Origin of the sequence: Pseudomonas sp. PICF141 (genome assembly GCF_002286815.1) — a bacterium.
Lineage (GTDB): Bacteria > Pseudomonadota > Gammaproteobacteria > Pseudomonadales > Pseudomonadaceae > Aquipseudomonas.
On record NZ_MUNM01000024.1, the window covers coordinates 66,651 to 91,455 of the forward strand.

The 24,805-nt window shown below is 56.9% G+C and carries 20 protein-coding genes and 2 tRNA genes; 16 read left to right on the top strand and 6 right to left on the bottom strand.

Features of this window, described 5'->3' with window-relative positions:
- Positions 1 to 17: 17 nt before the first annotated feature.
- From BZL43_RS03810 to BZL43_RS03830, 5 genes are all read left to right on the top strand, one after another.
- Positions 18 to 1,055, top strand: a complete 1,038-nt coding sequence (locus tag BZL43_RS03810; protein WP_095631066.1) for a DNA topoisomerase IB — start codon at positions 18 to 20, stop codon at positions 1,053 to 1,055.
- A 106-nt stretch (positions 1,056 to 1,161) separates the two neighbouring features.
- Positions 1,162 to 1,383 carry a hypothetical protein gene (locus BZL43_RS03815; protein ID WP_095631067.1) on the top strand — a complete coding sequence of 74 codons (222 nt, stop codon included), beginning with the start codon at positions 1,162 to 1,164 and terminating at the stop codon, positions 1,381 to 1,383.
- A gap of 130 nt (positions 1,384 to 1,513) precedes the next feature.
- Complete coding sequence (locus BZL43_RS03820; protein ID WP_095631068.1) at positions 1,514 to 1,744, top strand: hypothetical protein; 231 nt, start codon at positions 1,514 to 1,516, stop codon at positions 1,742 to 1,744.
- A 310-nt stretch (positions 1,745 to 2,054) separates the two neighbouring features.
- Entirely contained in the window at positions 2,055 to 2,339 is a 285-nt protein-coding gene (locus BZL43_RS03825; protein ID WP_095631069.1) for a hypothetical protein, read from the top strand.
- A 45-nt stretch (positions 2,340 to 2,384) separates the two neighbouring features.
- Positions 2,385 to 2,813 (top strand): hypothetical protein, encoded by a 429-nt coding sequence (locus tag BZL43_RS03830; RefSeq protein ID WP_095631070.1) that lies wholly within the window; start codon positions 2,385 to 2,387, stop codon positions 2,811 to 2,813.
- A 61-nt stretch (positions 2,814 to 2,874) separates the two neighbouring features.
- On the opposite strand, the gene BZL43_RS03835 is transcribed toward BZL43_RS03830, so the two are convergent.
- Complete coding sequence (locus tag BZL43_RS03835) at positions 2,875 to 3,456, bottom strand: TetR/AcrR family transcriptional regulator (protein WP_095631071.1); 582 nt, start codon at positions 3,454 to 3,456, stop codon at positions 2,875 to 2,877.
- A gap of 227 nt (positions 3,457 to 3,683) precedes the next feature.
- On the opposite strand from BZL43_RS03835, the gene BZL43_RS03840 reads away from it, so the two are divergent.
- Positions 3,684 to 4,469, top strand: a complete 786-nt coding sequence (locus BZL43_RS03840) for an SDR family oxidoreductase (protein WP_095631072.1) — start codon at positions 3,684 to 3,686, stop codon at positions 4,467 to 4,469.
- A 126-nt stretch (positions 4,470 to 4,595) separates the two neighbouring features.
- Positions 4,596 to 5,603 (top strand): NADP-dependent oxidoreductase, encoded by a 1,008-nt coding sequence (locus BZL43_RS03845; protein ID WP_095631073.1) that lies wholly within the window; start codon positions 4,596 to 4,598, stop codon positions 5,601 to 5,603.
- Positions 5,604 to 5,823: 220 nt separating this feature from the next.
- On the opposite strand, the gene BZL43_RS03850 is transcribed toward BZL43_RS03845, so the two are convergent.
- A complete protein-coding gene (locus BZL43_RS03850; RefSeq protein WP_095631074.1) occupies positions 5,824 to 7,035 on the bottom strand; it encodes an MFS transporter in 1,212 nt (403 codons plus the stop codon).
- Complete coding sequence (locus BZL43_RS03855; protein ID WP_095631075.1) at positions 7,032 to 8,060, bottom strand: alpha/beta hydrolase; 1,029 nt, start codon at positions 8,058 to 8,060, stop codon at positions 7,032 to 7,034. Before BZL43_RS03855 ends, BZL43_RS03850 begins: the two co-directional genes overlap by 4 nt.
- 184 nt (positions 8,061 to 8,244) lie before the next feature.
- Between BZL43_RS03855 and BZL43_RS03860 the strand changes: the two genes are divergently transcribed.
- The 9 genes from BZL43_RS03860 (at position 8,245) to BZL43_RS03900 (ending at position 22,715) form a co-directional block, all read left to right on the top strand.
- A complete protein-coding gene (locus BZL43_RS03860) occupies positions 8,245 to 9,144 on the top strand; it encodes a LysR family transcriptional regulator (RefSeq protein WP_095631076.1) in 900 nt (299 codons plus the stop codon).
- Between the two features lie 127 nt (positions 9,145 to 9,271).
- Positions 9,272 to 12,085, top strand: coding sequence for an ATP-binding protein (locus BZL43_RS03865; RefSeq protein ID WP_095631077.1), 2,814 nt, complete (start codon positions 9,272 to 9,274; stop codon positions 12,083 to 12,085).
- Complete coding sequence (locus BZL43_RS03870; protein WP_095631078.1) at positions 12,082 to 13,269, top strand: EAL domain-containing protein; 1,188 nt, start codon at positions 12,082 to 12,084, stop codon at positions 13,267 to 13,269. Before BZL43_RS03865 ends, BZL43_RS03870 begins: the two co-directional genes overlap by 4 nt.
- A gap of 78 nt (positions 13,270 to 13,347) precedes the next feature.
- Positions 13,348 to 16,563 (top strand): hybrid sensor histidine kinase/response regulator, encoded by a 3,216-nt coding sequence (locus BZL43_RS03875; protein ID WP_095631079.1) that lies wholly within the window; start codon positions 13,348 to 13,350, stop codon positions 16,561 to 16,563.
- Positions 16,564 to 16,598: 35 nt separating this feature from the next.
- On the top strand, positions 16,599 to 17,246 hold the full coding sequence (locus BZL43_RS03880; protein ID WP_095631080.1) for a response regulator: 648 nt from the start codon (positions 16,599 to 16,601) through the stop codon (positions 17,244 to 17,246).
- A gap of 242 nt (positions 17,247 to 17,488) precedes the next feature.
- Positions 17,489 to 18,079 carry a fimbrial protein gene (locus BZL43_RS03885; protein ID WP_095631081.1) on the top strand — a complete coding sequence of 197 codons (591 nt, stop codon included), beginning with the start codon at positions 17,489 to 17,491 and terminating at the stop codon, positions 18,077 to 18,079.
- Positions 18,080 to 18,150: 71 nt separating this feature from the next.
- Positions 18,151 to 18,888, top strand: a complete 738-nt coding sequence (locus BZL43_RS03890) for a molecular chaperone (RefSeq protein ID WP_095631082.1) — start codon at positions 18,151 to 18,153, stop codon at positions 18,886 to 18,888.
- A 180-nt stretch (positions 18,889 to 19,068) separates the two neighbouring features.
- Positions 19,069 to 21,534, top strand: coding sequence for a fimbria/pilus outer membrane usher protein (locus BZL43_RS03895; protein ID WP_095631083.1), 2,466 nt, complete (start codon positions 19,069 to 19,071; stop codon positions 21,532 to 21,534).
- 200 nt (positions 21,535 to 21,734) lie between these two features.
- Entirely contained in the window at positions 21,735 to 22,715 is a 981-nt protein-coding gene (locus BZL43_RS03900) for a fimbrial protein (protein WP_168185062.1), read from the top strand.
- Between the two features lie 217 nt (positions 22,716 to 22,932).
- On the opposite strand, the gene BZL43_RS03905 is transcribed toward BZL43_RS03900, so the two are convergent.
- From BZL43_RS03905 to BZL43_RS03915, 3 genes are all read right to left on the bottom strand, one after another.
- A tRNA-Leu gene (locus BZL43_RS03905) sits at positions 22,933 to 23,019 on the bottom strand.
- Positions 23,020 to 23,215: 196 nt separating this feature from the next.
- Positions 23,216 to 23,289 (bottom strand) — tRNA-Cys (locus tag BZL43_RS03910).
- Between the two features lie 274 nt (positions 23,290 to 23,563).
- A complete protein-coding gene (locus tag BZL43_RS03915; protein WP_095631085.1) occupies positions 23,564 to 24,469 on the bottom strand; it encodes an AraC family transcriptional regulator in 906 nt (301 codons plus the stop codon).
- Between the last annotated feature and the right edge of the window lie 336 nt (positions 24,470 to 24,805).

Below are 24,805 nucleotides of genomic sequence, written 5' to 3' on the forward strand. Positions count from 1 at the left end.
GCCCAGGATTGCCCGACATGCCAGATACCGCGTTGCCCGATGTTCTGCCGCCCGACCTGCATTACGTCGATGACAGCCAGCCCGGCATCACCCGCAAGCTTCTGCGCGGCAAGTTCTGCTACTTCGACCCGGCGGGTCAGCGCATTACCGATCCGGATGAAATCAAACGGATCAATGCACTCGCGGTGCCCCCCGCCTACACCGATGTGTGGATTTGCCCCGACCCACGCGGCCATCTGCAAGCTACCGGCCGCGACGCTCGTGGTCGCAAGCAATACCGTTATCACCCACGCTGGCGCGAAGTGCGCGATGCTGACAAATACTCGCGTTTGCGGGACTTCGGCCTGGCCCTGCCGAAACTGCGCAAACAGCTTGAAACTCTGCTGGCGGCCCCCGGATTCAGCCGCGACAAGGTCATGGCCACAGTGATTACCTTGCTCGATGCGACGCTGATCCGGGTCGGCAACACCCAATACGCCCGGGACAACCGCTCATATGGCCTGACGACCCTGCGCAACCGCCACGTCGAGGTCAACGGCAGCGCGATTGTGTTCCAGTTTCGCGGCAAGAGTGGCATCGAGCACCAGATCACCGTAAAGGACCGGCGCCTGGCGCGGATCATCAAGCGCTGCCTGGAGATTCCCGGGCAAAATCTCTTTCAGTATCTGGATGAAAACGGCGAGCGGCACACCATCAGCTCCTCCGACGTCAACGCCTACTTGCAGACGCTGACCGGCGCTGATTTCACTGCCAAGGACTACCGCACTTGGGCTGGCAGTGCACTGGCATTGGCGGTGTTGCGCGAGTTGCAGTGGGAATCGGAAGCCGACGCGAAGCGGCATGTCGTGGAAATGGTCAAGAACGTCGCCCGGCAGCTGGGTAACACTCCAGCGGTTTGCCGCAAGTGCTACATCCATCCGGCGGTTGTCGATGGTTTCATGCAGGGCGCCTTATCGAAACTGCCGCGATCCAGAGGGCGTAAAAGGTTGAGGGCAGAAGAAGTCGCATTGGCTGTGCTTCTGGAGAAGCTTATCGAGACGGCTGAAACACCCTAAGCGCTCTTCGAGGCGAACTAAACCGACGAACTGACCTGCCCTTTTTTTGCGTGATTGCAAAGGGCTTCTATGCTTGACCTGAACACGAATAGCTTCGGGTGACGCCATGGAAGACATTTTCGTTGTGAAGCGCTGCAACAAGATCATCATTCATGGCCGCCGGGCCGGAGAAGCTGATCACCCGCCACCCGATGCTGCCGTCTGGTATCGCATCGCCGATACCCGTACTCGCGGCTTCATTGGTGACGGCTTCGATCTTGAAGAGGATGCCGCGCGCGAATGTCGGCGGCTTAACGCGGTCAGCTCGCCGAAATCCCGGCTGGCCTGAAGCTGGTCTGTTTTGTTTCCGGGTCTATACTTAAAGGTGCTGAAGGATCGGCGACCCATCGGCAGAAAGCTCGCTCCCCGCGGGCTTTTTGTTGCCCTTTACCCGATTTCTTTGAACGGAGGTGTATGTCATGTCCGAGAAAGAGTCCATCACCACCCTGCTTACCCTGCTTGACTCCCGTCAGGCGCGCCTAGCCGCTGCCTGCAAGGAAATCGCCGATTGGGTTGATAATCAAGGAGGGCATCCGACAGCCCTCAGGATTCGCGATCGTCTGAATGACATCGAGAAAGACACGCCGCAGATTCGCAGCGCCCTGTCTTCACTGAAATCTGTCGAGCCGCCGCTTCCTCGGTTCAGATGAGTAGGCCCAAATACTTGAGCCAAGCACGAAGCCCTATCAAGGGCACTGAACGGTAACCATCGTCGCCAGGTTCATGCCTGCCCGCCTGTATGCCCCACACATCCGCCCGGCCAGATTTGCCGGGATTTTTTTGTTGGCGTCTTTCCCCATTTCACACGGCCTTCACAACTCATCCCCTACAGTGCATCCACTCCTTTCAAGAAATCCCTCTGGCCCGCCCGCATGCGGGCCTTTTTTTTTGCCTGCTATATAGCGAACGAACGCCCTCGCCCGTCTGTCGAACGATTACACATAACGAAGGAGATGCCTCGTGGTCACTCACTTCAAAGTCGGCGGGCACCTGGCCTGCGGACACAAAGGCAGCAATCTGACTTCAAGCCGAATACTGACCCGCGTGAAATGCCGAAGCTGCCGAAACACCGATGCGTTCAAAGAAGCACGCAAAGCCGAACGCAACGCTGCCCGTCGCGCCGCACGCAAGGCCAAAGCCACCCACACTGCCAATGACTGGCGCGCAGCCTGGACCCAGCGCCTGATCGAAATGCCCGGGTTGCAAAGACTGCCGCGTGGTTTCACCGGCCAGCCCTTCGTGTAGCTGAATTCCATCCCCGACAGGGGCGCTATAGGAGAGGAAATACCGATGAACAGTAGACTGCTTGGGCTTCTGATCGTCTGCCTGTGCCCCACGTGGGTGATGGCACAAGGATGCGACGTCAAGACCCGCTCCCAAAGCCCTTCCGTTCCCGTGATCGAAACACACTCCTGCTATGAGTACGAAGGCATGCCGGTGGACTCTATCGATTGGTCCTGCAGCAACGAGAGCAAGGAAATGCTGACCAGCACCAAGAAAAAAGTTGCCCAGTGCAGCGATCACTATCGGGCCACCTGCCTGGGTACATTGACTGCAGAGGCGCTGGCCAACCCTCAGTCGATAAGCAAGGACAAGAACAGCAAACCGCTGAACATTCCCGACAATGCCCAGGTCATCACCTATTACTACAGCGTCGAGAACCTGCCGCAGGCCAGGATCGATTGCGAGACCGCGGGTGGCAAGTGGACGCAGAAATAGCGGCTTTAAGAGCTGACACCACCCATCGCAGGCATAGCCAAAACGATCAATCGAGCAGGTCCTAAGTTTCCGACTGAACAGGTAAAGATGCAGTCATACGAGCGTGGCAAACCTCGAGTATTTCATCAGCCAGCGCAGAGTCGTCCGGACAAGCACGCGACAATATGATCGCCCCTACCGCATGCGCCAGCATGTCGATCATCTTCACTCTCGCATCCCCGGGCGGCGCATCTGGCGCAGTTGGATACTTACTTCCCAGCGTTTGCAGCATGTGTTCAATCCCATCGGCAAATGCCGCTTTCAACGCATCCGGCTGGCGCGCAGCGTCGCCACACAATGCAGCCATGGTGCAACCGCCGCTGCGGTCGTCCCGGTGAGCCCTGGATACATACACATCGATGAATCCTTGAACATCGAGCGCTTCGGCATTGGCTAACGATCGGGAAAGACTGTTGGCGGATGCCTCTGTCATCAGGTCAGCCTTCGAGCCGAAATGTTTGTAGAAGCCTCCGTGGGTGAACCCGGCAGCCGCCATGAGGTCCGCCACGCCCACGCCGTCAAAACCTCGCTCGCGAAACAGCACAGAGGCCGTCTCGACGATGTGCTCCCGATTTGCTTGCGCCTGGGCCTTGGTCACTCTCACGTGCACACCTCGTGTTCTGCTCAAAAATCATGCGCCAATGATACATAGATGTTGAGCGTAATCAAATTACGTTGACAGTTTAGATTTCGATCATCATCCTAAATGCAAGTACTCACTCCCTTGACGCGCAACTGTGTGGGTGAAGGCTTCGTACTTAGCGCGAACCATGCATCACCCGTGATTTCGCGCATCAATTTCTATCGATGTCCCTGAAAAGAGAGAAGGCCATGACCATTCGCCCCACCGTTCTCATTACTGGCGCTTCCACCGGCATCGGCGCTGTTTACGCCGAGCGCTTTGCCCAACGCGGGCATGATCTGATTCTGGTCGCCCGAGATCAGGCGCGCTTGCAAACGCTCGCAACCAGGTTACGCAGCGAACATGACGTCACCATCGATGTGCTGCAAGCGGACCTGACCCAACTCAGCGACCTGACGGTCGTCGAAGCTCGTCTGCGCGATGACGCCAGCATTGGCATCCTCGTCAATAACGCCGGTGCCGCGCAGGCCGGTAACTTCATCGAGCAGAGCACTGACAGCGTCGCGCATCTGGTAGCCCTGAACACGACTGCGCTGGTGCGCCTGGCCAGTGCTATTGCTCCGCGTCTGGCCAGAGCGGGTAACGGCGCGATTATCAACATCGGTTCGGTGGTCGGTCTGGCTCCGGAGTTCGGCATGTCGGTCTACGGGGCGACCAAGGCGTTTGTGCTGTTCCTTTCCCAGGGCCTCAGCCTGGAGCTTTCGCCCCAAGGTGTGTATGTGCAAGCCGTACTACCTGCCGCCACCCGTACAGAGATCTGGGATCGCGCCGGTATCGACATCAACACCTTGAGCGAAATCATGGAGGTGGGTGATCTGGTGGATGCGGCGCTGGTCGGCTTCGACCGTCGCGAGCCGGTGACCATCCCACCGCTGCAGGAAAGTGAGCGTTGGGATGTCCTGCAAACAGCCCGTCAGGGGCTGCTGTCGCAGATCAGGCAGTCCGCTGTCGCGCAACGATACCAAGCTCGTTGACCTGGCTCGGCTTCTCACTCGGCGGATTCGTCGCACAAGACCTCAACGCCTGACAGCCTCGACGCCTTGTTTGCATCAAGATCAAGGTGGTCGGGGCTCCTCATTCCAACAGACAAGAGCAGCATCATGAAGGCATTTTTTATCGATCGCTATGGCAAGCAGAACGGGGTTATTGGCGAAGTACCCGACCCTACGGTAGGTGCCCATGAGGTGCTGATTCAAGTGCATGCCACAAGCGTGAACCCGTTGGACTCGAAAATCAGAACGGGCGAATTCAAAATGATCCTGCCCTATTCATTTCCATTGGTCCTGGGCAATGACCTGGCCGGAATCGTGGTACGCACCGGCCCGGCGGTGAAACGGTTCAAGCCAGGGGACGAAGTCTATGCACGCCCTCCCGAGAAAAGGATCGGCACGTTTGCTGAACTGATTGCCGTGAACGAAAACGCACTCGCGCTCAAACCCTTGAATCTCAGCATGGCCGAAGCCGCGTCCATTCCCTTGGTCGCTTTGACTGCCTGGCAGGCACTGGTTGAAACCGCTCAATTGAAAAAGGGCCAGAAAGTGTTGATCCACGCCGGATCCGGCGGTGTCGGCACGCTGGCCATTCAACTCGCCAAACACCTTGGAGCTTTTGTTGCGACGACCACCAGCACGTCGAATGTCGAGTGGCTGAAAGCACTCGGGGCGGACGTGGTCATCGATTACAAACAGCAAAATTTTGAAAGCGAATTGCACGACTATGACGTGGTGTTAAACAGCCTCGGTGCCGATGTACTGGAAAAATCATTGAAGGTGCTCAAGCCTGGCGGCCAGCTCATTTCCATATCGGGGCCGCCGACAGCGCAGTTCGCCCTTGAACAAGGTTTATCCTGGGCACTGCGGCAAGTCATGCGTCTGCTGAGCGGCGGTATTCGAAGAAAAGCGCGCAAGCATGGTGTCAGCTATACATTTTTGTTTATGCGCGCAAATGGCGCACAACTACAAAACATCACCACCCTCATTGAAGCTGGAGTGATCAAGCCCGTCATCGACCGCTCCTTCTCTTTTGAATCGACGGCAGAAGCGTTGCGGTATGTCGAACAGGGCAAATCAAAAGGCAAAGTCACCATAACGATCAACCAAGCGCCCTAAAAAAATGTCAGCGGATAACGTGCATGCTGCCGAGCATCAGACGCAGGCACCTGAACCAGAAGAGCAGCCCTCGTGCAACATACCGGCACCGGAACAGTTGCAACCGGAAGTCTTGCTGAATCAGCCGATCATCATTTGGCGCAGCTTGATGCTTGAGCAGTAACGAAGACCTCGATTGTGCATTGCGCATCGCTCGCCATGCGAGCCCGTCTCGCGATGGCTAGCATGGGGAGGCGCGTAGCGCCCGAACCTCTGCAGGATCCGATCGCGACACGAACAGTGCGAGCGCGGCAGCTATCAAAAGAAATACTCCACTTGCGATGAACGTAGCCTGATAACCCATTGCGTCATATAGCAACCCACCCAATGTCGCACCCAGTGTGATAGCCAACTGAATCACCGCGACCATTAACCCCCCTCCGGTTTCGGCATCTCGTGGAAGTGTGCGTGACAGCCAGGTAAACCAGCCCACAGGCGCGCATGTAGCAATCAGCCCCCAAATACCCAGCAAAACGGCGGTCGTCCACATCGAGCTGCCAAAGACCACCAGAGCCGCCGCAATGCCCGACATCAGGAAAGGAATGATCACCAGCACCCGATAAAGACTTCTGTTCAAGACCGAGCCGATCACCAGAGTGCCTCCCAATCCGGCCATTCCTATAATCAGCAATAGCAGGGAAAGCCCCGAAACATCGACGCGAGTCACCAACTCCAGGAACGGACGCAGGTAGGTGAATAGCGCGAATTGCCCCATGAACAAAAATGCCACTGCGGCCATGCCTAGCGAGACGTTGGCGTTACCTAACAGCCGAAACACTCGAAGTGCAGATCCAGACTCATTTTGACCGGGCATTTTCGGCAAGGTGAATGCTTGCCAACAGAGCGCCAAAGCAGCGAGCGGAACCACGCAAAAGAACGCCCCTCGCCAGCCGATCAGCCCGCCCATGAAACTGCCAATGGGTGCTGCAACTGCAGTGGCGAGTGCCGTACCACCCTGGATCAAAGCAATGGCTTTCGGTACGAAGCTCTCAGGTGCAATCCGCATCATGACGGCAGTCGACATTGCCCAACTGCCGCCAATAGAGATCCCCAAAATGGCTCGACCAACCATCAGTGCCGAGTAATTCGGGGCAAAGGCGACGAGCGTGCCCGAGGCAATCATCAAGGCTGTCAGGAAGAGCAAAACGGGTCTTCGGTCGAGCCGGCGAATGACTGAGGAAATGAAAAGACTGGTGATGACCGCGAAGAGGCCGGAAATGGAAATCGCCTGTCCGGCCTGCCCCTCGGTCAGCGCGAGATCGTTCGCAATGGGCGTGAGCAAGCTCACTGGCAGAAACTCCGAAGTCACCAGGACAAAGGCGCACAGCGACATCGCCAGGACTGCGCCCCATACCTGTCGACTGGCTGCCTGGGTGGGTACGATCAATGTCATCTAAGGTGCGTCAGGAAGAACGAGGCCAGCTTGGAAAACGGGATAAGACCGACCCGATCATAGAGATCCACGTGGCCCGCACCTGGAATGATGACAAGCTCTTTGGGTTGACCCGCCAGTCGATAAGCCTCTTCACTGAACTCACGCGAGTGAGCATTTTCACCGGCGATGAACAGCATTGGGCGCGGCGAGATTGTCTCGATATCGTTGAAGGGATAGAAATTCATGAACTTGGCATTGCTGGTCAGCGTCGGGTGAGTGGTCAGCAACGGTGACTGTCCTTTGGGGGTGAACTCACCACGCGGCGTGCGGTAGAAATCGTAGAACTCGCGCTCGATAGGGTTGGATTCTTCCGTCAGCGCATGAACCGTTCCACTGGTGTACCTGGTTTCGCCACCGGTGAACTCGACATAACGCTGCTCGGCGGCAGCGGCGATGGCTTGCTTGCGTTGCTCGACAGTGACGGAGTGCTTCAAGCCGTTTCGGTTGGCCGCACCCATGTCATACATGCTGACCGTCGCAATCGCCTTCATCCGAGGGTCGATCTTGGCAGCACTGATGACAAAGCTCCCGCTGCCACAAATGCCCAAGACACCCATCCGATTCCGGTCCACAAACGTCTGCGTGCCAAGGTAATCAACAGCTGCGCTGAAATCCTCAGCGTAGATATCGGGCAAAACCGCATTGCGTGGCTGCCCTTCACTTTCGCCCCAGTACGACAAATCAATGGCAAGGGTCACAAAACCTTGCTCTGCCAGTTTCTGGGCATACAGGTTCGAACTCTGCTCCTTGACCGCGCCCATGGGGTGGCCAACGATGATCGCCGGGCTTTTACTGCCTGGTTTCAGATCCTTGGGAACGAACAGATTCCCTGCCGTTTTCATCTGGTACTGATTTTTGAAGGTCACCTGTTGCATCGTGATCTTCTCACTTTTGTAAAAGTTATCGGCTCCGTTAGACATGTCTGCCCCCAGTGCGGAGAGCGACGCCATCAGAAGGCCGAGCAAAATAACGAGTTTTCTCATGAGTTGCTCCCATCAGTGAATAGATGCTGATCGCCGTGGTTGCCGGTCTGAATCAGCGGATTGTACGAGCCCTGCCTACAGGTGAGGCTTGCCCTATTCTCCGGGGATGCATCATGCTTGATAAGCTAATGAAAGCTTCTTGAAGTTATAAGCACAGCTATTCAATCACAACAGGCAGATTTCGATGCCGCGACATAATCTGAACGATCTTTTGGGCTTTGTGACAGTCGCAAGGGAGGGCAGCTTTACCCGAGCGGCCGCCCACTTGGGTGTCACGCAGTCCGCCCTGAGCCAGACTGTTTCCGCGCTTGAAAAGCGGCTGAAAATTCGTCTGCTTACGCGCACCACGCGTAGCGTCTCGCCGACCAGCGCGGGTGAACGCCTGATGCAAGCCATTGGTCACCGTTTCGACGAGATTGAGTCCGAGCTCGATGCTTTGACTGAGCTTCGTGACAAGCCTGCCGGTACGGTACGCATTACCTGCGGCGATTTTGTTCTGAAGACGATCCTCCTTCCGCGACTCACTCCTCTACTCCTTGAATACCCTGACATCAAGGTTGAGTTTGATATCAATTACGGCTTCCGGGACATCGTGGCCGATCGCTTTGATGCAGGCATAAGATTTGGCGACACTGTCGATAAAGACATGATTGCCGTACCAATCGGACCCGAGGTCAGGATGGCTGCCGTAGCATCGCCCTCCTATTTCACGCGCAACCGCATGCCGAAGAAACCACAGGATCTGGTGAATCACGCCTGCATCGACATACGCTATCCAACCCTTGGCGGAGTTGACGCCTGGGAATTCGAAAAACGTGGTCGAAAAATCAACGTGCGTGTGGCAGGCCAGATCATTGTGAACACCAGCGCACATGTCCCGGCGGCGGCAGTGAACGGCTTGGGAATAGCCTATTTGCCAGAGGAAGAATTTGCCCCGCACATTGAGGAGGGTCGCCTGGTACGGGTACTGGAAGACTGGTGTCCCTTGTTCCCGGGTTATCACCTGTACTATCCAAGCCGTCGTTTGCCGACTCCAGCTTTCTCGCTGGTTTTGAATGCGCTGCGAGGTGAGGATTTGTTTTAGCGCAGTTTATGGGGCCACAAGATGCGCCCTGCAAAGGGCAGGTAGCGAATTGCGAAAGCGGCTTCCAAGACCAGCTTTTCGGAATCGTCTGATACTCGTCTCGCTCTCGCCTCGTTAGGTTGGCGGGATGAAATTGAAGAACTACCTTCACCAGATCAACCCCCTCCTCTCCACACCCAATGCCGCCCGGCGCCTGCTGCGTATCTTTGGTGTGGTGCTGCTCGTCGGCATACTCAGCGGTGTCTACAGCTTTCTTCTGTTGACATTCAATGCCGAGGTATCGCGCAGGCGAAGCCACATGAGCAGTGCCATTGCCGAGGCCCATACCTTCTTCACGACCCGTGGGGCATTGCTGGAGAGTTTGAGCCTGTCCGCCGTCCGCAAACCCGAGGGAGTCAAGCCGCAAGTATCATCCGAGGAGATTCATCTGCTGCTGGGCAACACACAGGGCAAGCAGTGGAGTATCTGGTTGACCGAGCGGGTCAGGGATTATTTGACCAGCAAGCAAGTGAACTTGCTCTACGTCAGCAGCGGCAATGACGTTCAAATGAAGCGGCTTTATACGGCAATCCCCGCCCCGACTGATTTCCCTCCGATAATGCTGGAGCGTTTGCAAACGTTGATAAGTGACAGCAGAGCTTCGGTCGATGAACTCTGGCTGACCGATCATTCGACCAGCCATTCGCAGCTGTACATGTTCATTCGTCTTGACAGACGTGACCTCGATTCCGGATGGCTGGGTTTGGAAATGGACGGTCGCGAGGTGTCCCGCGCCCTGGACGACAGAAGCGCCGGGCAATTCATGATGTTCAATCCCAGCGGCATGCTGGTTTTCAGCAACAGCCAGCCAGCACAACTCAGCCAGAACCTGTTACAGGTACAACAGCGGAACTTCTTTGGTTTCGTAGGCGATGCCTGGCTGCCCGATCAGCTGGTCATGCGCAAGCGACTCAAGTCTACCGACTGGCAATTGGTGTACGCCATCGACGTGCATGACGTGCTCGTGGCGCAATGGCCGCGCCTCGCAGGTGCCTTGCTGTTCTGCCTGTTCAGCATCAGCCTCATATGGATCCTGATTCGCCGCCTCGAACATCGCTTCATCGCACCGACCATCAGTCGTATCCAGGCGCTGGTGGAAAGTGAGCTATTCAGTAGCGATGTGATCCAGACGGCGCCAGTGGCTCTGTGTGTGCTTCGTCGCGCCAATGGCCAGGTCGTGCTGGAGAACACCCTGTCGCAACAGTGGCTGGGGCAAAGCGGCGAGCGCGAGCGACTGAGTCCTCGATGGATTTACCGGGCCTTTGACGCAATGGATCCTCAGGTCACTGACTATTTCGAGGCGGCCGACGGACGCCACTTGTACCTCAGTTGTGCCCCTACCCGCTACAAAGGCGAAGACGTGTTGCTTTGCGCGTTCAGCGATATCAGCACCCGCACGCAAATTGAAGAAGCCCTGGAGCAGGCGCGACAACTGGCCGACGCCGCCAATGAAGCCAAGACCTTGTTCCTCGCGACGATGAGCCATGAAATACGCACCCCGCTGTACGGCGTGCTCGGAACGCTGGAGTTGCTGGCGCGAACCGATCTGAATGCTCAGCAAACCGACTACCTGCGCACCATCGAGAGTTCTTCGGCGACGCTGCTGCAATTGATCTGCGACGTACTGGACGTGTCCAAGATCGAGGCAGGACAACTAGCCCTCGAACTCACCGAATTCAGCGTGTTAGACCTGATTCACGAGGCGACCCAGGGCTACGCGGCCGCGGCCCACGGCAAAGGTCTGGAGCTGTACGCCGTCATCGATCCGAAAGTACCCAAGCGAGTCATCGGTGACGTCTCGAGAATCCGCCAGATCCTCCACAACCTGTTGAACAACGCCGTCAAATTCACCGACGCAGGCCGCATCGTGCTGCGGCTGAAACTGGCGAGCCGGGACGGCGAGCGAGTCAGCCTGTTCTGGCAGGTTTCCGACACAGGCAAGGGCATTACCCAGGAAGACCAATCGCGTATTTTCGAACCGTTCTATCAGACCCGCGGCCATACCAATGTGATTGCCGGTACCGGGCTGGGCCTGCCCATCTGCCAACGTTTGACGCATTTGATGAACGGCAGTATCCGTGTGGTCAGCGAGCCCGGGCTGGGCAGTAGTTTTTCCCTGACCCTCTCACTCGAACAACCCATGGCGTCTGCGTCGGCGAGCAGCGTCTCCCCTCTTCTGCCGAAAGTGGTCTTCGTGGTTTCCCCCATCCGTGAACTGGCCGAGACCATGAGTGGCTGGTTGCGTCGATGGGGCGCCCGTCCACAACTCGATCGACCTTCCGGGGGCGCTGCAACTCCGGGTGCTGTACTGCTCGAGTTGCATCCAGGTTCCTTCGAACGACGCCTGGATGCTCAATGGACCGGATCGCTGGTGTTAGCCACCGGTGACGGTTACAACCAACCTCAGCAAAGCGGCGACGGTTGGGTGGTGAACATCAATCACCTGAACGCGATTCATCAGGCGGTCGGCCGCGCCCAAGGGCTTGCGGTCATCGAACCTGAACATGACATCCCACAGCGACACCTGAAAAAGTTGCACCTGCATATCCTCGTGGTCGAGGACAACGTCATCAACCAGTTGATCCTTCATGACCAATTGCAGGAACTGGGCTGCACTGCAGAGCTGGCCGGCAATGGTGAAGAAGCGCTGGCGATGTGGCGTCGGGGCCGCTTCGATATCGTGCTGAGCGACGTCAACATGCCCCGTATCAACGGCTACGAACTGGCACGCGAGCTGCGCCGCCTGGGCTGCGAGGTGCCGATCATCGGCGCAACCGCCAATGCCATGCGCGGCGAAGAAGCCTTGTGCCTGGCCGCGGGTATGAACCACTGCCTGGTCAAGCCTTTCACGCTACAGGCCTTGCACAACCAACTAGCGCCTTACGAAACAGCATCCTCATGAAACCCATCAGCATACTAGTCGTCGAAGACCATCCATTCCAGCAAGTATATTTACAGAACCTGCTCAGCGAGCTGGGGGATTTTGACCTGCAATTCGCCCAGGAAGGCAGCGCGGCATTGGGGTGCCTGAAAAAGCGTGACTTCGATCTGGTCCTGACCGATCTATTGATGCCCGGCATGGATGGCATTCAGTTCATTCAGGGTCTCGCCGCTTCTGGCTCCCGGCCCGCGCTGGCGATCATGAGCGTGGCTTCCAGACGAATGCTGACAAGCGCAAGCCTCGCCGCTCGCAACTTGGGAGTGAACGTCATAGGACTGATTTCCAAACCCGTCAAGACTGCCGCGTTGCGCAATCTCACAGATCAACTGGGCGGTCTGCGCCAGGCTGTTCTGCCCCTGCCTGGCCCGCAAATTGACCACTTGGCCATAGGCAATGCCTTGGAGAGCGGTGAGTTGCGGGCCTGGTTTCAGCCCAAGAAATCTCTGGCCAATGGGCGGATCGTGGCCGCCGAGGCGCTGGTGCGCTGGGTTCATCCCGAGCATGGGCTACTGCTGCCGGGGGTTTTTCTGCCGGCACTCAAGGCGTTCGACCTGGAAGAATGCCTGCTTTGGCATATCCTGGAGCAAGCGATCACCGCCCAGAACCAATGGTGCACCCGGGGCTATGCCATCCCGGTGTCGATCAACCTGCCCACGCATCTGCTCAACAGCCCTGACCTGGCGGACCGTATCCTCGCGTTCGTTCTTGAGCGCCATGGTGTCCCGGCGATGATCTGTTTCGAGTTGATGGAGTGTTCCATGCCCGAAGACATCAGCAACTTCTACGCCGGTGCATGCCGGTTACGCATGAAGGGCTTCGGCCTCTCCCAGGATGACTTCGGCCAGGGCTACAGCTCGTATATGAATCTGGTCTCGACACCGTTCACCGAGTTGAAGATCGATCGGGCGCTGGTGCATGGCTGCACCACCAATGAAGAACTGACCCAGGCCCTCACCAGCATCGTCGCACTCGGCCGTCAGTTGGGCCTGACGGTCGTGGCCGAAGGGGTTGAAACGGCGCAGGAGCTGGCACTATTGCGTAGAATCAACTGCACCCAGGTGCAGGGTTTTCTGATCTCCCATGCCGTGTCGTCGAGCGAGTTCCAGCAATTGCTGACTCAGGATGGACCGGCCTTGGTCGACTGACGACTGGAAGTCCATTTTCATTTTGTCCAAGGGCGCGCGGTGCGGAGCATTTCCGAGCGCCCTTCAAAGGTTGGCCCAATGACTCGTTCCGATGATCTTCTACAGAAACTGACCAGCAGCTCCTTGAGGATGAACAAAGGGCTGATCGTGCTGGGCGGTCTGGCGTCGCTATTGATCGGTCTCAGTGCCTGGGGCTTGAATCGAATGATCGAGGAGCAGCGCGATACCGTTCGGTTTCACTTCGCCAGGCTGATGGAAAATATCGGCGAACAGGACGCCTTCCTCGATGCGATTGCCCGGCAAAGCGCCAAAGGTTTGCCGCTGGATACCGGGCGATTTCAGATGTTTGTCGAAGAGCCGTTGCCGGACGAAGGCGATGGCATCTACAAAGGACAGGAACTGTCTTTCTCCCTGCCTTTCAGCGTGAAGATCAACCCGGCCACCATCGAGTCGGGCGAACGCCACCGGGTCTTCGGCTTGGGTGCCCACCTGGCCAGCTACTACAGCGCCTTCTGGTCGGCGTCGTATTACCAGTCGCCGCAGGTGTTCCTGTTCAACATGCCGGACAACTTCGATATCGCCGTACCCGCTGCCGGCCGCCTGCGCGGCGTTGGCCAGATCCAGGGCGGCACCTACCAGCAGGTTATGAACCAGATATTGCAACGGCTGCGTGAGGACAACCCTCGGCCTGAGGACAGTCGTGTCCACTGGGTACGCTACAGCGCCGAAACAGATACGAGTGTCCCGCCAACCGTCCTGGCCTACATCAACATCGACATGCCGGCCGCCCAGCTGGGTATCCGGGGTGCCAGCCCCTGGGTGGTGGTGGCTTCGCTGTTGAACCTGAACCAGCTCAACGAGATCGAGCGCATCATGGAGTGGTCGATCTACGATCGCTTCAGTCTGATAGCCCCTAACGGTGCCCTGCTGGTAGGGCCCGAAAAGCCTGGGCAAGACCTCAAGGATGGGCTCAACTTTCGCCTCGACGGCCTGGTGTTCAAGATTTCCAGCGACGGGCAACAGCCCTGGACAGCCGTTTATGTGGTCGGTTTCAAGAGCTTCATCGACTATGCCTGGTGGCCCCTGCTGGGCATGTTGACACTGATGCTCGCAAGCATCGGCGGTGGCTGGGCTTTCAACCGTTGGTACAAGACCCGCGTGGTCTTGCCCGCCCATGAGGCCCATCAGAGCATTGCCGAAAGCGAGGCCTTCAGTCGCGCGATCATTGACAGCGCTCCCACCGGCCTGTGCGTGATACGCCGCAGCGATCACCAGATACTCCTGGAAAACCAGCGTCTTCAACAATGGCAGCCAAGCGACAAACTGATCGCCGCGCTCGAGCAAAGGCAACTGCTCACCCATGCGAGCCAGACGGAGCTGGAGATCGACGGTCGCCATCTGCAGGTGGGTTTCGTCGGGGCTCGCTATCACGGGCAGGAGGTCTGGATTTGCGCATTCAACGATGTGACCCGCCACATCGAGGATGCCGCGGCGCTGGAACAGGCACTGCAGGCCGCCGATTCCGCCAACGCGGCGAAAACGCGCTTCCTGGCGACCATGAGCCATGAAATTCGCACGCCTTTATACGGCGTACTGGGAACCCTGGAGCTATTGGGCCTGACCAACCTGGGCCCGCGGCAGCAGGAATACCTGCGCACGATCCAGCGCTCGTCGGCCACCTTGTTCCAATTGATCAGCGACGTACTGGATGTGTCGAAGATCGAAGCCGGGCAAATGACCATCGAAGCCCAGGAATTCTGTCCGCTGGAACTGACCGAAGAGACGTTACGGGCCTACAGCGCTTTCGCCCAAGCCAAGGGCTTGCAGTTGTACGCCTGTATCGACGCCTCCATTCCCGATCAGGTGCGAGGAGATCCCCTGCGGATCCGCCAGATCCTCAATAACCTGGTCAGCAATGCGATCAAGTTCACGGACAACGGGCGGGTTGTAGTGAGGTTGCGACTCCTGGACAAGGGGGCCGACGCTGCCCACCTGCTTTGGCAGGTCAGCGATTCCGGCATCGGGATCTCCCAGGCACAGCAGGCACAGTTGTTCGACCCCTTTTATCAGGTTCGCGATGCGTCCAGCGAAGCAGGCGCCGGTCTGGGCCTGGCGATCTGCCGATGGTTGTGCGAACTGATGGCCGGTGAACTGAAAGTGGTCAGCGAACCCGGGCTCGGCAGCAGCTTTTCATTGCAGCTCAAACTCATCTGCGTGCAGGGCCAACTGAGCGACAGCCCCGAGTTCAGTCCGAACGCCCCGCCCGTCTATGTGCAGGCACCCGCACCCGAGCTGGCGCAGCACGTCTGTAACTGGCTCGATCGAATGGGCCTGGAATCCCGGATCATCAGCCCGCAACGGCCTCCTTGTGCGTCGTCGCTGTTGCTCGATGTACTACCCGCGTCCCCGGAGTCCTGCTGGACAGGTCCACGAATAATCGCCAAGGCCGCCGGACCTAACCCCGCGGAATACACCAGTGCGGGGTGGACGGTGGATGCGTACGATATCCGGGCGATGGCGTGGGCAATACGATTTGCCCAACAAGGGGCTGATTCACGAACACTCCCATTGCCTACGGAACAACCTAGGCGCCTGGATTTGAACATTCTGGTAGCCGAGGACAACCCGATCAACCGGGCGATCATCAAGGAACAACTGGAAGCACTGGGGTGTTCGGTGGTCGCCACGGCCGACGGCGAACAGGCCCTCCATCAATGGTTTCCCGGGTTGTTCGACATGGTTCTGACCGACGTGAACATGCCTGTCATGAATGGCTACGATCTGACCAAGGCGCTGCGCAGGAATGACCCGGATCTGCCGATCATCGGCGTGACCGCCAATGCATTGCGTGATGAAGGAGAGCGCTGCGCAGCGGTTGGCATGAATGCCTGGCTGGTAAAGCCGCTTAACCTGCACACTCTGCGAACACAGCTGTTGAAACACTGCAAGCTCGCCGAGACGGCCCCGTTCAGCCCCTCTCCGACCTCGCCTGACAAGGCGCAGAGTGCCGACCGACCACAGTTGTCGCCGAAGATGAGGGAGCTGTTCTTCAGTACGATGCAGCTGGATATCGACGCGCTCAATGTCTCGCTCGTAAACAGTGACGCCGCTGCGATGACCCGCCAACTGCACAGCATGGCCGGGGCATTGGGCGCCGTGCAGGCGGCAGCCCTGGCGCAAACGTGCATCGATCTGGAGAACCGATTGGAGGGTCAGCTCATCACGCCTGATCTGGTCAGCGACATCGGGAGTATGCTCGGGCGATTGAGAGCGATGCTCGACGCACTGGCGTAACGGTATGACTCAACAACGTATTAGGGATATCCAACATGGCCAAACTCAACGTCGTGATCGCTGATGATCACCCCATCGTCTTACTGGGCGTACGTGAACTGATAGAACGCGACGACCGCTTCCGGGTTGTCGGTGAAGCAGTCTGTTCGAATGGACTGATAGAGCTTCTGCAACATCAGGCGGTCGATCTGGTGATCACAGATTTCAACATGCCGGCCGACTCACCCTACGGTGACGGACTCAAACTGGTGGAATACCTGCGGCGCCACTTCCCGACCGTGAAGATCCTGTTGCTGACAATGATCTCCAGCCCGTTGATCCTGACCCGCCTCCACGAGTTGGGCGTCGTCGGTGTCATCCAGAAAAACCAGTTGCATGACGATATCCAGCTTGCGCTCACGGCCATTGCCAAGGGGCGCCCATTCAAGAGCGCCAGCCCCCTGCCCAATTGCGTCAAAGAACAGAACGTCGCCCTGGATGAACGGCTGTCGCGGCTGTCACCCAAGGAGTTCGAGATTCTGCGCCTGTTCGTATCGGGTCTGAGTGTCACCGCGATTGCGAGAAGTCAATCCAGGAGTGCAAAGACCGTCAGTACACAGAAGATTGCCGCCATGCGTAAGCTTGAAGTTTCCAGCGATCAGGATCTTTTGACGTATTGCCTGGAAAACAAAATTTTCAATTGATCAAAAAACTTTATCCCCGCCTGACTGAATAACACCTCCAAACTTTCGATCAGCTCTTCGTCCAAATATTCACTTCATTAAAGGCCTGTGTGCAAAGCGCAGGTCTGATCATTTCCTCAGTTTTTTACTTGGCGCTGGCAAGTTGCCGCTATCAGAATCGTCTGATAGCCCGCTTCATTACAAAAATTTAAATTGGCCTGGCGTTTAGAACGTAACTTATCTCCGACATATGGATATTAGAAATGAAAAAAATCTCACTGACACTGCTGACACTATCCATCCTCGCTGCCGCAAGCCCATCGTTTGCAGCTGATCCAGTGACCCCGACAAAAGCAGGCAGTGGCACCATCAATTTCAGCGGCATCATCAATAACGACGCCTGTTCCATCGAAAGTGCCGGCCTGAATAAAACCATTTCGGTACCTATGGGTGAAGTTTCTATCAAAGACATGGGCACCGCTTCTGCACCAAAAGGCAGCGGCAAATTGAGTGCAGAGAACTTCGACATGAAGATCAACTGCAACGCCGGCACCAAGGTGGCGATGCTTTTCGAGCCAACCAAAGGCGCGGGCTCGGGCATCGTGACTGGCACCAAGGTTCTCAAACTGACTAACGGTGTGGGCGCAGCCAAAAACATCGGTATCGCCCTGCTCGACGCCAATGGCGACCAGATTGACCTGAGATCTCCAACCGCGGCGAGAATCGAAAACACCCTGCAGGACGGCAGCACAACCCTGAAGTTCTCCGCTGCTTACGTGACGACTGCCGATCCGAAGACCGCCGTGGCCGGTCGCGGCGACGCCACCCTGCCATTCACTTTGCAATACGAGTAAAGGCAGTACGGGGCGGACACTGCGCGGGACTTTACGGTCCCGCCTTTCCTTTCAATTTCAGGCATCCAGTCATGTTCAACCGACACTTCCTATCGTTGTGCGTAGGCTTGCATTGCGCACTGGTCGCAGCACAGGCGCACGCCGGCATCTCGTTGAGCGCAACCCGCCTGGTGTTCGACGCCGATCACAAAGAGGTCAGCATCAAAGTACGTAACAATGGTGACGACCTGTTGATTCAATCCTGGATCGATGGCGAGTCCGAGGCGGCGCCAGCTCCTTTCGCCGTGACACCGCCGCTGGCCAGAATCATGGCCAAGGAACAGCAATTACTGCGGGTTATCTATGAAGGCGCCGGCATGCCAACCGACAAGGAGTCGGTGGTATGGCTCAATGTCCAGGAGATCCCCCAGGCCGCCAAGACGACGAACACCTTGCAACTGGCAGTACGCCAGCGCATCAAGGTGTTCTTCCGCCCCGCCGGCCTTGCATCCAGAGCGTACTCCGCGCCTGCACAGTTGTTGTGGCAGCTGGGCGAACAGCAAGGCCATACGGTATTGAAGATAAGCAATCCGAGTCTGTATCACGTTTCATTGTCGGAGGTGGCCGTTCATTCAGATTCCAGCACTGAACATCCGGTGGATTCCATGATGATTGCTCCCGGCGAAACCAAAACACTTGCGCTTAAACAGGCGACACGCTCGAATTATTCAAGCGTCAACTTTTCAATCATCAATGATTACGGTGCGCAAGATCGCTATGTTGCGACGTTCTCCGGCGCATCGGCAGTCAGTGGAAAGGCTGTGCAATAACTATTGCAGCACACACTCGCAGCAGACCTCGATATTCCCCGATTTTAATAATCAACCTTAACTTCCGTCGTCCGAAGCTATATAGGGCTGGGCATGTCTTTATCCCCACGCGGCAACTCAAACTCTCCGATAAAAACGACGCCATCCATTAACTTTGGCTTTAATGCATTATATCTGGCGATGCTTGCGGGCCTGGCACAGTTCGCAGAAGCGGGCGAGCCGGCGATTGCACAACAACTTCAGTCCAGCCAGTTCAATACTTCATTTCTTCAAGGTGCAGGTACATCCGTTGACCTCGATCTGTTGCTCTCGGCCAATAGCGTTTTGCCGGGAAATTATCGGGTGGATGTCTACAGCAATGACGTACTGGTCGGTCGTCGCGATATCGATTTTCGCTACGTTGCAAAATCCGGAAAAGTGCAAGCCTGCCTGACTCTGGAAATGTTGCAGCAACTGGGGATCAACTTGAGCCGGCCCGAGGTGTCGGAAAAACTGCAAGGCGCTGCGCCGGACGCCTGTCACGATCTACCGGCCTTGATCGACCAGGCGACTGTCAATTACGACCCCAGTCGCCTGCAACTTTCGATCAGCATTCCTCAGATCGCCATGCAACGGGGCATGCGCGGTTATGTTGATCCCCAGCTGTGGGATGCGGGGGTTCCCGTCGGGTTCATCAACTATCAGCTGAGCAGCAATCGCAACAGCACCGACACCGCCACGACGATTTCCAACAACCTGGGTTTGCGCAACGGCATCAACCTGGGGGGCTGGAGGCTGCGCAACGAATCCAACTTCAGCAGCCGCACCGACCAGTCGAATAAGTTCACCAGCAACCGTAGCTATGTTCAGCATGACGTCACGGCCCTAAAGGGGCAGTTCAGCGCGGGCGACATTTTTTCCGATTCGCAGTTGTTCGACAGTGTGCGGTATCGCGGGGTGATGTTGAGTGCCGACGAGGGCATGCGGGCCGACAGCGAACGTGGCTACGCGCCGGTCATCAGAGGTGTTGCAGAAAGCAACGCCACAGTGGAGATTCGCCAAAACGATTACCTGTTGTACAGCACCAGCGTGCCGCCTGGTCCCTTCGAGATCAGCGATATCTACCCCAGCGGCTCCAATGGCGACCTCCAAGTGACGATCGTCGAAGCAGACGGCAGACGACGGGAAACCCTCCAGGCCTTTTCCAGCCTGCCGATCATGATGCGCAAGGGACAGGTCAATTACAGCGTCTCGGCGGGCCAGTACAAGAGCAACACCGAGGGCCTGGCGTCGCCGCAGTTTCTCAGCAGTACCCTGGCCTACGGCCTGAGCAGCAACATGACCGGCATCGTCGGCGTACAGGCCACCGATCGTTTCAAGGCCCTGTCGCTGGGCATGGGGCGCAATACTTCATTGGGGGCGGTGTCGTTCGATCTGACCCATTCCTCCAGCGAGGCCCGCGGTCAAACGGCCCAAGGCAATAGCCTGCGAATGCTGTACGCGAAGACCTTTAGTGGCACTAATACCAACTTCACCCTCGCCGCCTACCGTTACTCGACTGAGGGCTATCGCACGCTGACCGAGCATATCGAGGATCAGAGCTTCAATGATCAGCGCCGCGGCACCTCCAAGACCCGCACGGACCTCACCGTCAGTCAGAGCCTGGGCCGCAATCAGCAATTCGGTAGCCTTTACCTGAACGCGACCGACCAGCGTTATTGGGGACGAGGTGGGTCACAGAGCCTGTCCGCGGGGTATAGCAGCAACTGGGGTGACCTGACTTACAACCTCGGCATGACACATACCAAGGATGTGAGAAGTTTCGGCCCGTCGAACAACGACACGCAGATGAATCTGTCGCTGTCGTTTCCCCTGGGCGCCACACCGCGGGCGCCACGCGCGTATCTCTCGGCCTCGAGCCAGAAATCCAGCGACAGCACCCAGCTGGGCGTGAACGGCTATCTGACGGAAAACAGCGACACCTATTATTCCGTGCAGGCTGGCAACAGCAGCACCAGCGGCAACTCGGGATCGACGAGCATCAGCTCCCGACAGTCTTTCATCGACGTCAATGCGGGCTACAGCCTGGGGCGCGGCTACACCTCTCAGAACCTGAGCCTCGCCGGCTCGGTGGTAGCCCACGCCGGAGGGATCAACCTGGGACAGACGCTGGGCGAAACCTTTGCCTTGGCCGAGGTGCCCGGCGTGCCGGGTGGGGTCAAGGTCAGCAGTTTCAGCGGAACCGAAACCGGCCGTAATGGCTTTGCGGTCATTCCCAACACCCAACCCTATCGGGTCAATTGGATCAGCCTCGACATGCGCGACCTGGGCGCCGATGTCGAGATCGAAAACGCTACACAACAGGTCGTGCCTCGGCGCGGCGCCGCCGTATTGGTCCGCTACGCCTCGCAAACCGGTCGGCGAGTTCAGTTCGAACTGTTTGACGCCGAACACAAGCACTTGCCGTTCGGCACGGTGCTGGAAGATTCAAGCGGTAAACAGATCGCAATGAGCGACCCCTCCGGCAAGGCTCTGGCGCTGGTGCAGGATCAGAGCGCCACGCTCACGATCAAATGGGCGGACATGCAATGTCAGGCGAGCTATGCCCTGTCCGAGCGCGACAAGGCCCTCAATTATGAGAGGGTAGAACTCAGATGCATGCCGTGACGGGCGCCTTTTGGCCTCGTCAGCGCCATACCTGGGGGCCTCGCCACACGCGCAGTTCGAGCACGGCGTATAGGAACTCTCTGATTCCCAGCGCCGGCGACGGATTCTATCGTCAAATTCCAATCGCCCTTTCACGCCGTAGTTCTCCAGCTTCAAATAAATCCACGCGCAGCGCCGCGTCCATTCCGAGCAAGTGTCAAATGATTCCAGGAAGAATTCTAATACCCATCGTTTTTTTGGTATTAACGAGCCAAAAAGCCGTGGCAGCCTGTTCTTTTGTAGATGGACACGGCCTGACCACCATGCAGTTCGAATTTCCACCGACGATATCGGTACCACGGGATGCACCCAATGGAACGATACTTTATGAAACGCCGACAAAAAGCTTGCAGGGCGTAAACAGCTCCTATAAGTGCCCATCAGGGTACTCCTACGGCATTAAAAACAGCCTTGGGACTACGACGTCTGGCAATAACCTATTCCCGATCGGGAATACAGGCATCGCCTGGCAGTGGCTACGCGTTGAGATTAACCGCATAGCACGCGGCTACCCCAACATTGACAATGGGCCCTCCGGCATTTGGGGGTGGAATGGTTCGCAGCACGCGCTACGCCTGGTAAAGATCGGTGATACACAGGGGGACCTGAAGATCCCTTCGGGCATCTTTGGCTATTATTACTTCGACAGTATCACCCCCGTCGCGATGAGCGTGACCAGTAGCACTTCCGTCGTAGTCCAATCCTGCGACACAACTGACGTGGCCGTGGACATGGGTAAACACAAGCTCAGTTCCTTCCCCGAATACGGTTCGCAATCGACCCCTGTCAATTTCAGTATCAAGGTCAACAACTGCCCCAAGGGGATCAACAAGATCACCTACACCCTGGCTCCGACTCCGAACAGCCCGGCCTGGAACGCCAACCTGGGCATCGTCAACCTCAATAGCACTTCGACCGCCAAAGGTTTGGGGCTGCAAATACTCGGCGATAATCAACAGCCGTTGGAGCTCAACAAAAGTTATGTCCTTGATGAGTCCCCCGCAGCAGGAGGAAACTTCAGCATCCCCCTCACAGCGCGCTACTTTCGAGTCTTGCCGACAGGAAATAGCGGGATACTCGATCTTGGCTTGAACGCAGGAACTGCGAATGCTGATGTCTGGTTCATCATGAACTATCTGTGAAGGGACTTAGCGCTCGGAAAAATTTAAAAAGCACGCGTGCGCGTAAACGCGCGTACCTGTACCCACTACGCATACACGGGTGGGAGGCATGAACAAGGTGGACCGGGGGGACGGCGTGAGCCAGAGGGATGCCCACGTGCGAATTGCGGAAAAGATTTTTTGATTGGGGAAAAATAAGGGCTTGCATGAGGAACCTCACGCAAGCCCTTGATATTCATGGTGCCCGAAGCCGGAATCGAACCGGCACGCCCTTACGAGCGGGGGATTTTAAGTCCCATGCGTCTACCAGTTTCGCCATTCGGGCGGTAGCGCGGTAAAGCCGTCTGAAAAACTGACCAATAACGATCTGGCCGTTCTGACGCTTGTGCAACAGAGGGGGAAATATATACATCCCGCCCCGGTGAAGCAAGTTCGCAAAGATCCTTTTCAAGACTAAATCTTGCAGGACTGCGAAAATAAAAAAGCTCCGTAGATCATGGATCTACGGAGCTTGTTTAAAGTGGAGGCCGAAGTCGGAATCGAACCGGCGTAGGTGGATTTGCAATCCACTGCATAACCATTTTGCTATTCGGCCTCAAACATCTGATGTCAGTAAAACAACATCAAACGTGTAAACTCGTATCTGGAAACAAGATTCTGATCTAGCTTCCAACCCTTTGAAATCTAAGGGGTTTTCGTGTTCCCTAAGCAGGAATGGACGCAATTCTGGACTGGTTCGAAAGGCATGTCAAGAACTGGAGAAAAATAATTCCAAGTCCGTTCCCTCAGCCTTAAAAGCTCGCAGACTTCGGCGGCGCCCACAGGCGCGCGAAGCTGCCGATGGCTGCGAGCTTTGGATCTTGTGCTCTTTAATGATTGACCGCCACCACCCTCTGCAACCGCTGCCGATACTGACTGGGAGTTTCCTGCATTTCATGTCGGAAGTGCCGATTGAAATTCGACAGGTTGGCATAACCCACTTCAAAGCAGATATCTGCAACGCTGAAACTGCTTTGCGCCAGCAAACGGCAGGCGCGCTGGACCCGCAGTTTGCGTGTCAGGTCGACGAAGGTATGGCCAGTGGCGCGCTTGAAGAATTTGGAGAAGGCCGGTTCGTTCATGTCCAGGCGCTGGGCGATAACGGACATCCGCAGCTCATCCGCGAGATCGTTGAGGATGTAGTCGAAGACAATACTCATGCGCTGGGCCGTCAATGCGTCGAGCATCGGCGCATATTGCAGGCTGGCGAGCGTTTGTCGCTCGGTGTCGGGGGCCGATGCCAACAAATGCAGCAACGACACGAACAGGCATAACCTCTGTAATCCTTGGCACTGACCGATTTCTTCCAGCAGTCGGGCCGCTTTTTTACGGGTCACGCCATGAAACTGGATGCCCCGGGCCGCCTGACGAAACAGGCTTTGCAACTCGCTAAGTTCAGGGACCTTGTCGCGCAGCTGCATCAGCATCTGACCATCGAATTGCAACACGACGTCGCGGCCGGCAATCACCTCCCCTTTGTTCAGGTCACTAATCCAGTCGTGAGGCAGGCCTGGACCGATCAGGGCGACGTGGCCGGCCTCGAACAGGCCGATGTAGTCACCCGCCAATAGCCGACCACTGCCTTCGCGGATCAGGTGGATCTCGAATTCCGGATGATGATTCCAACGCGCAAGGTCGAAGGGATAGTCATGCTCATACCAGCGAAAGCTGTGCTGGGGCTCGTTCAGAATGACTTCAAGCGCTGGTGGCTTGTCTGCAGTTACGTAATGGTTCATCACCCTGGCGATTCCATTTTTGTTGGTTTTATCAAGGCTACCGCGAAGCCGGGACGAATCGAAGAGACTCGAAACTCCACGGCGCTGTTATCAGATTCACACTAAGCAGACAGCAAGCCTAGTGCCCTGTGTGGCGGTCACTGATACTTTTTTTCCACTGTCCTGCCCGGTTAAAAAAGTATCAGTGCGGTGTATGCCGTTCATTTGTTCACCACTTGGGTTGCTGTAATCCTGTGTTCATCCCGTTGCGGCTATGACTTGCATCCTGGATTACAACAACAATAAGTGCCTCTGCCGCCCAAGGCGCAGAGCGGAGAACACGATGAAGATCATCCC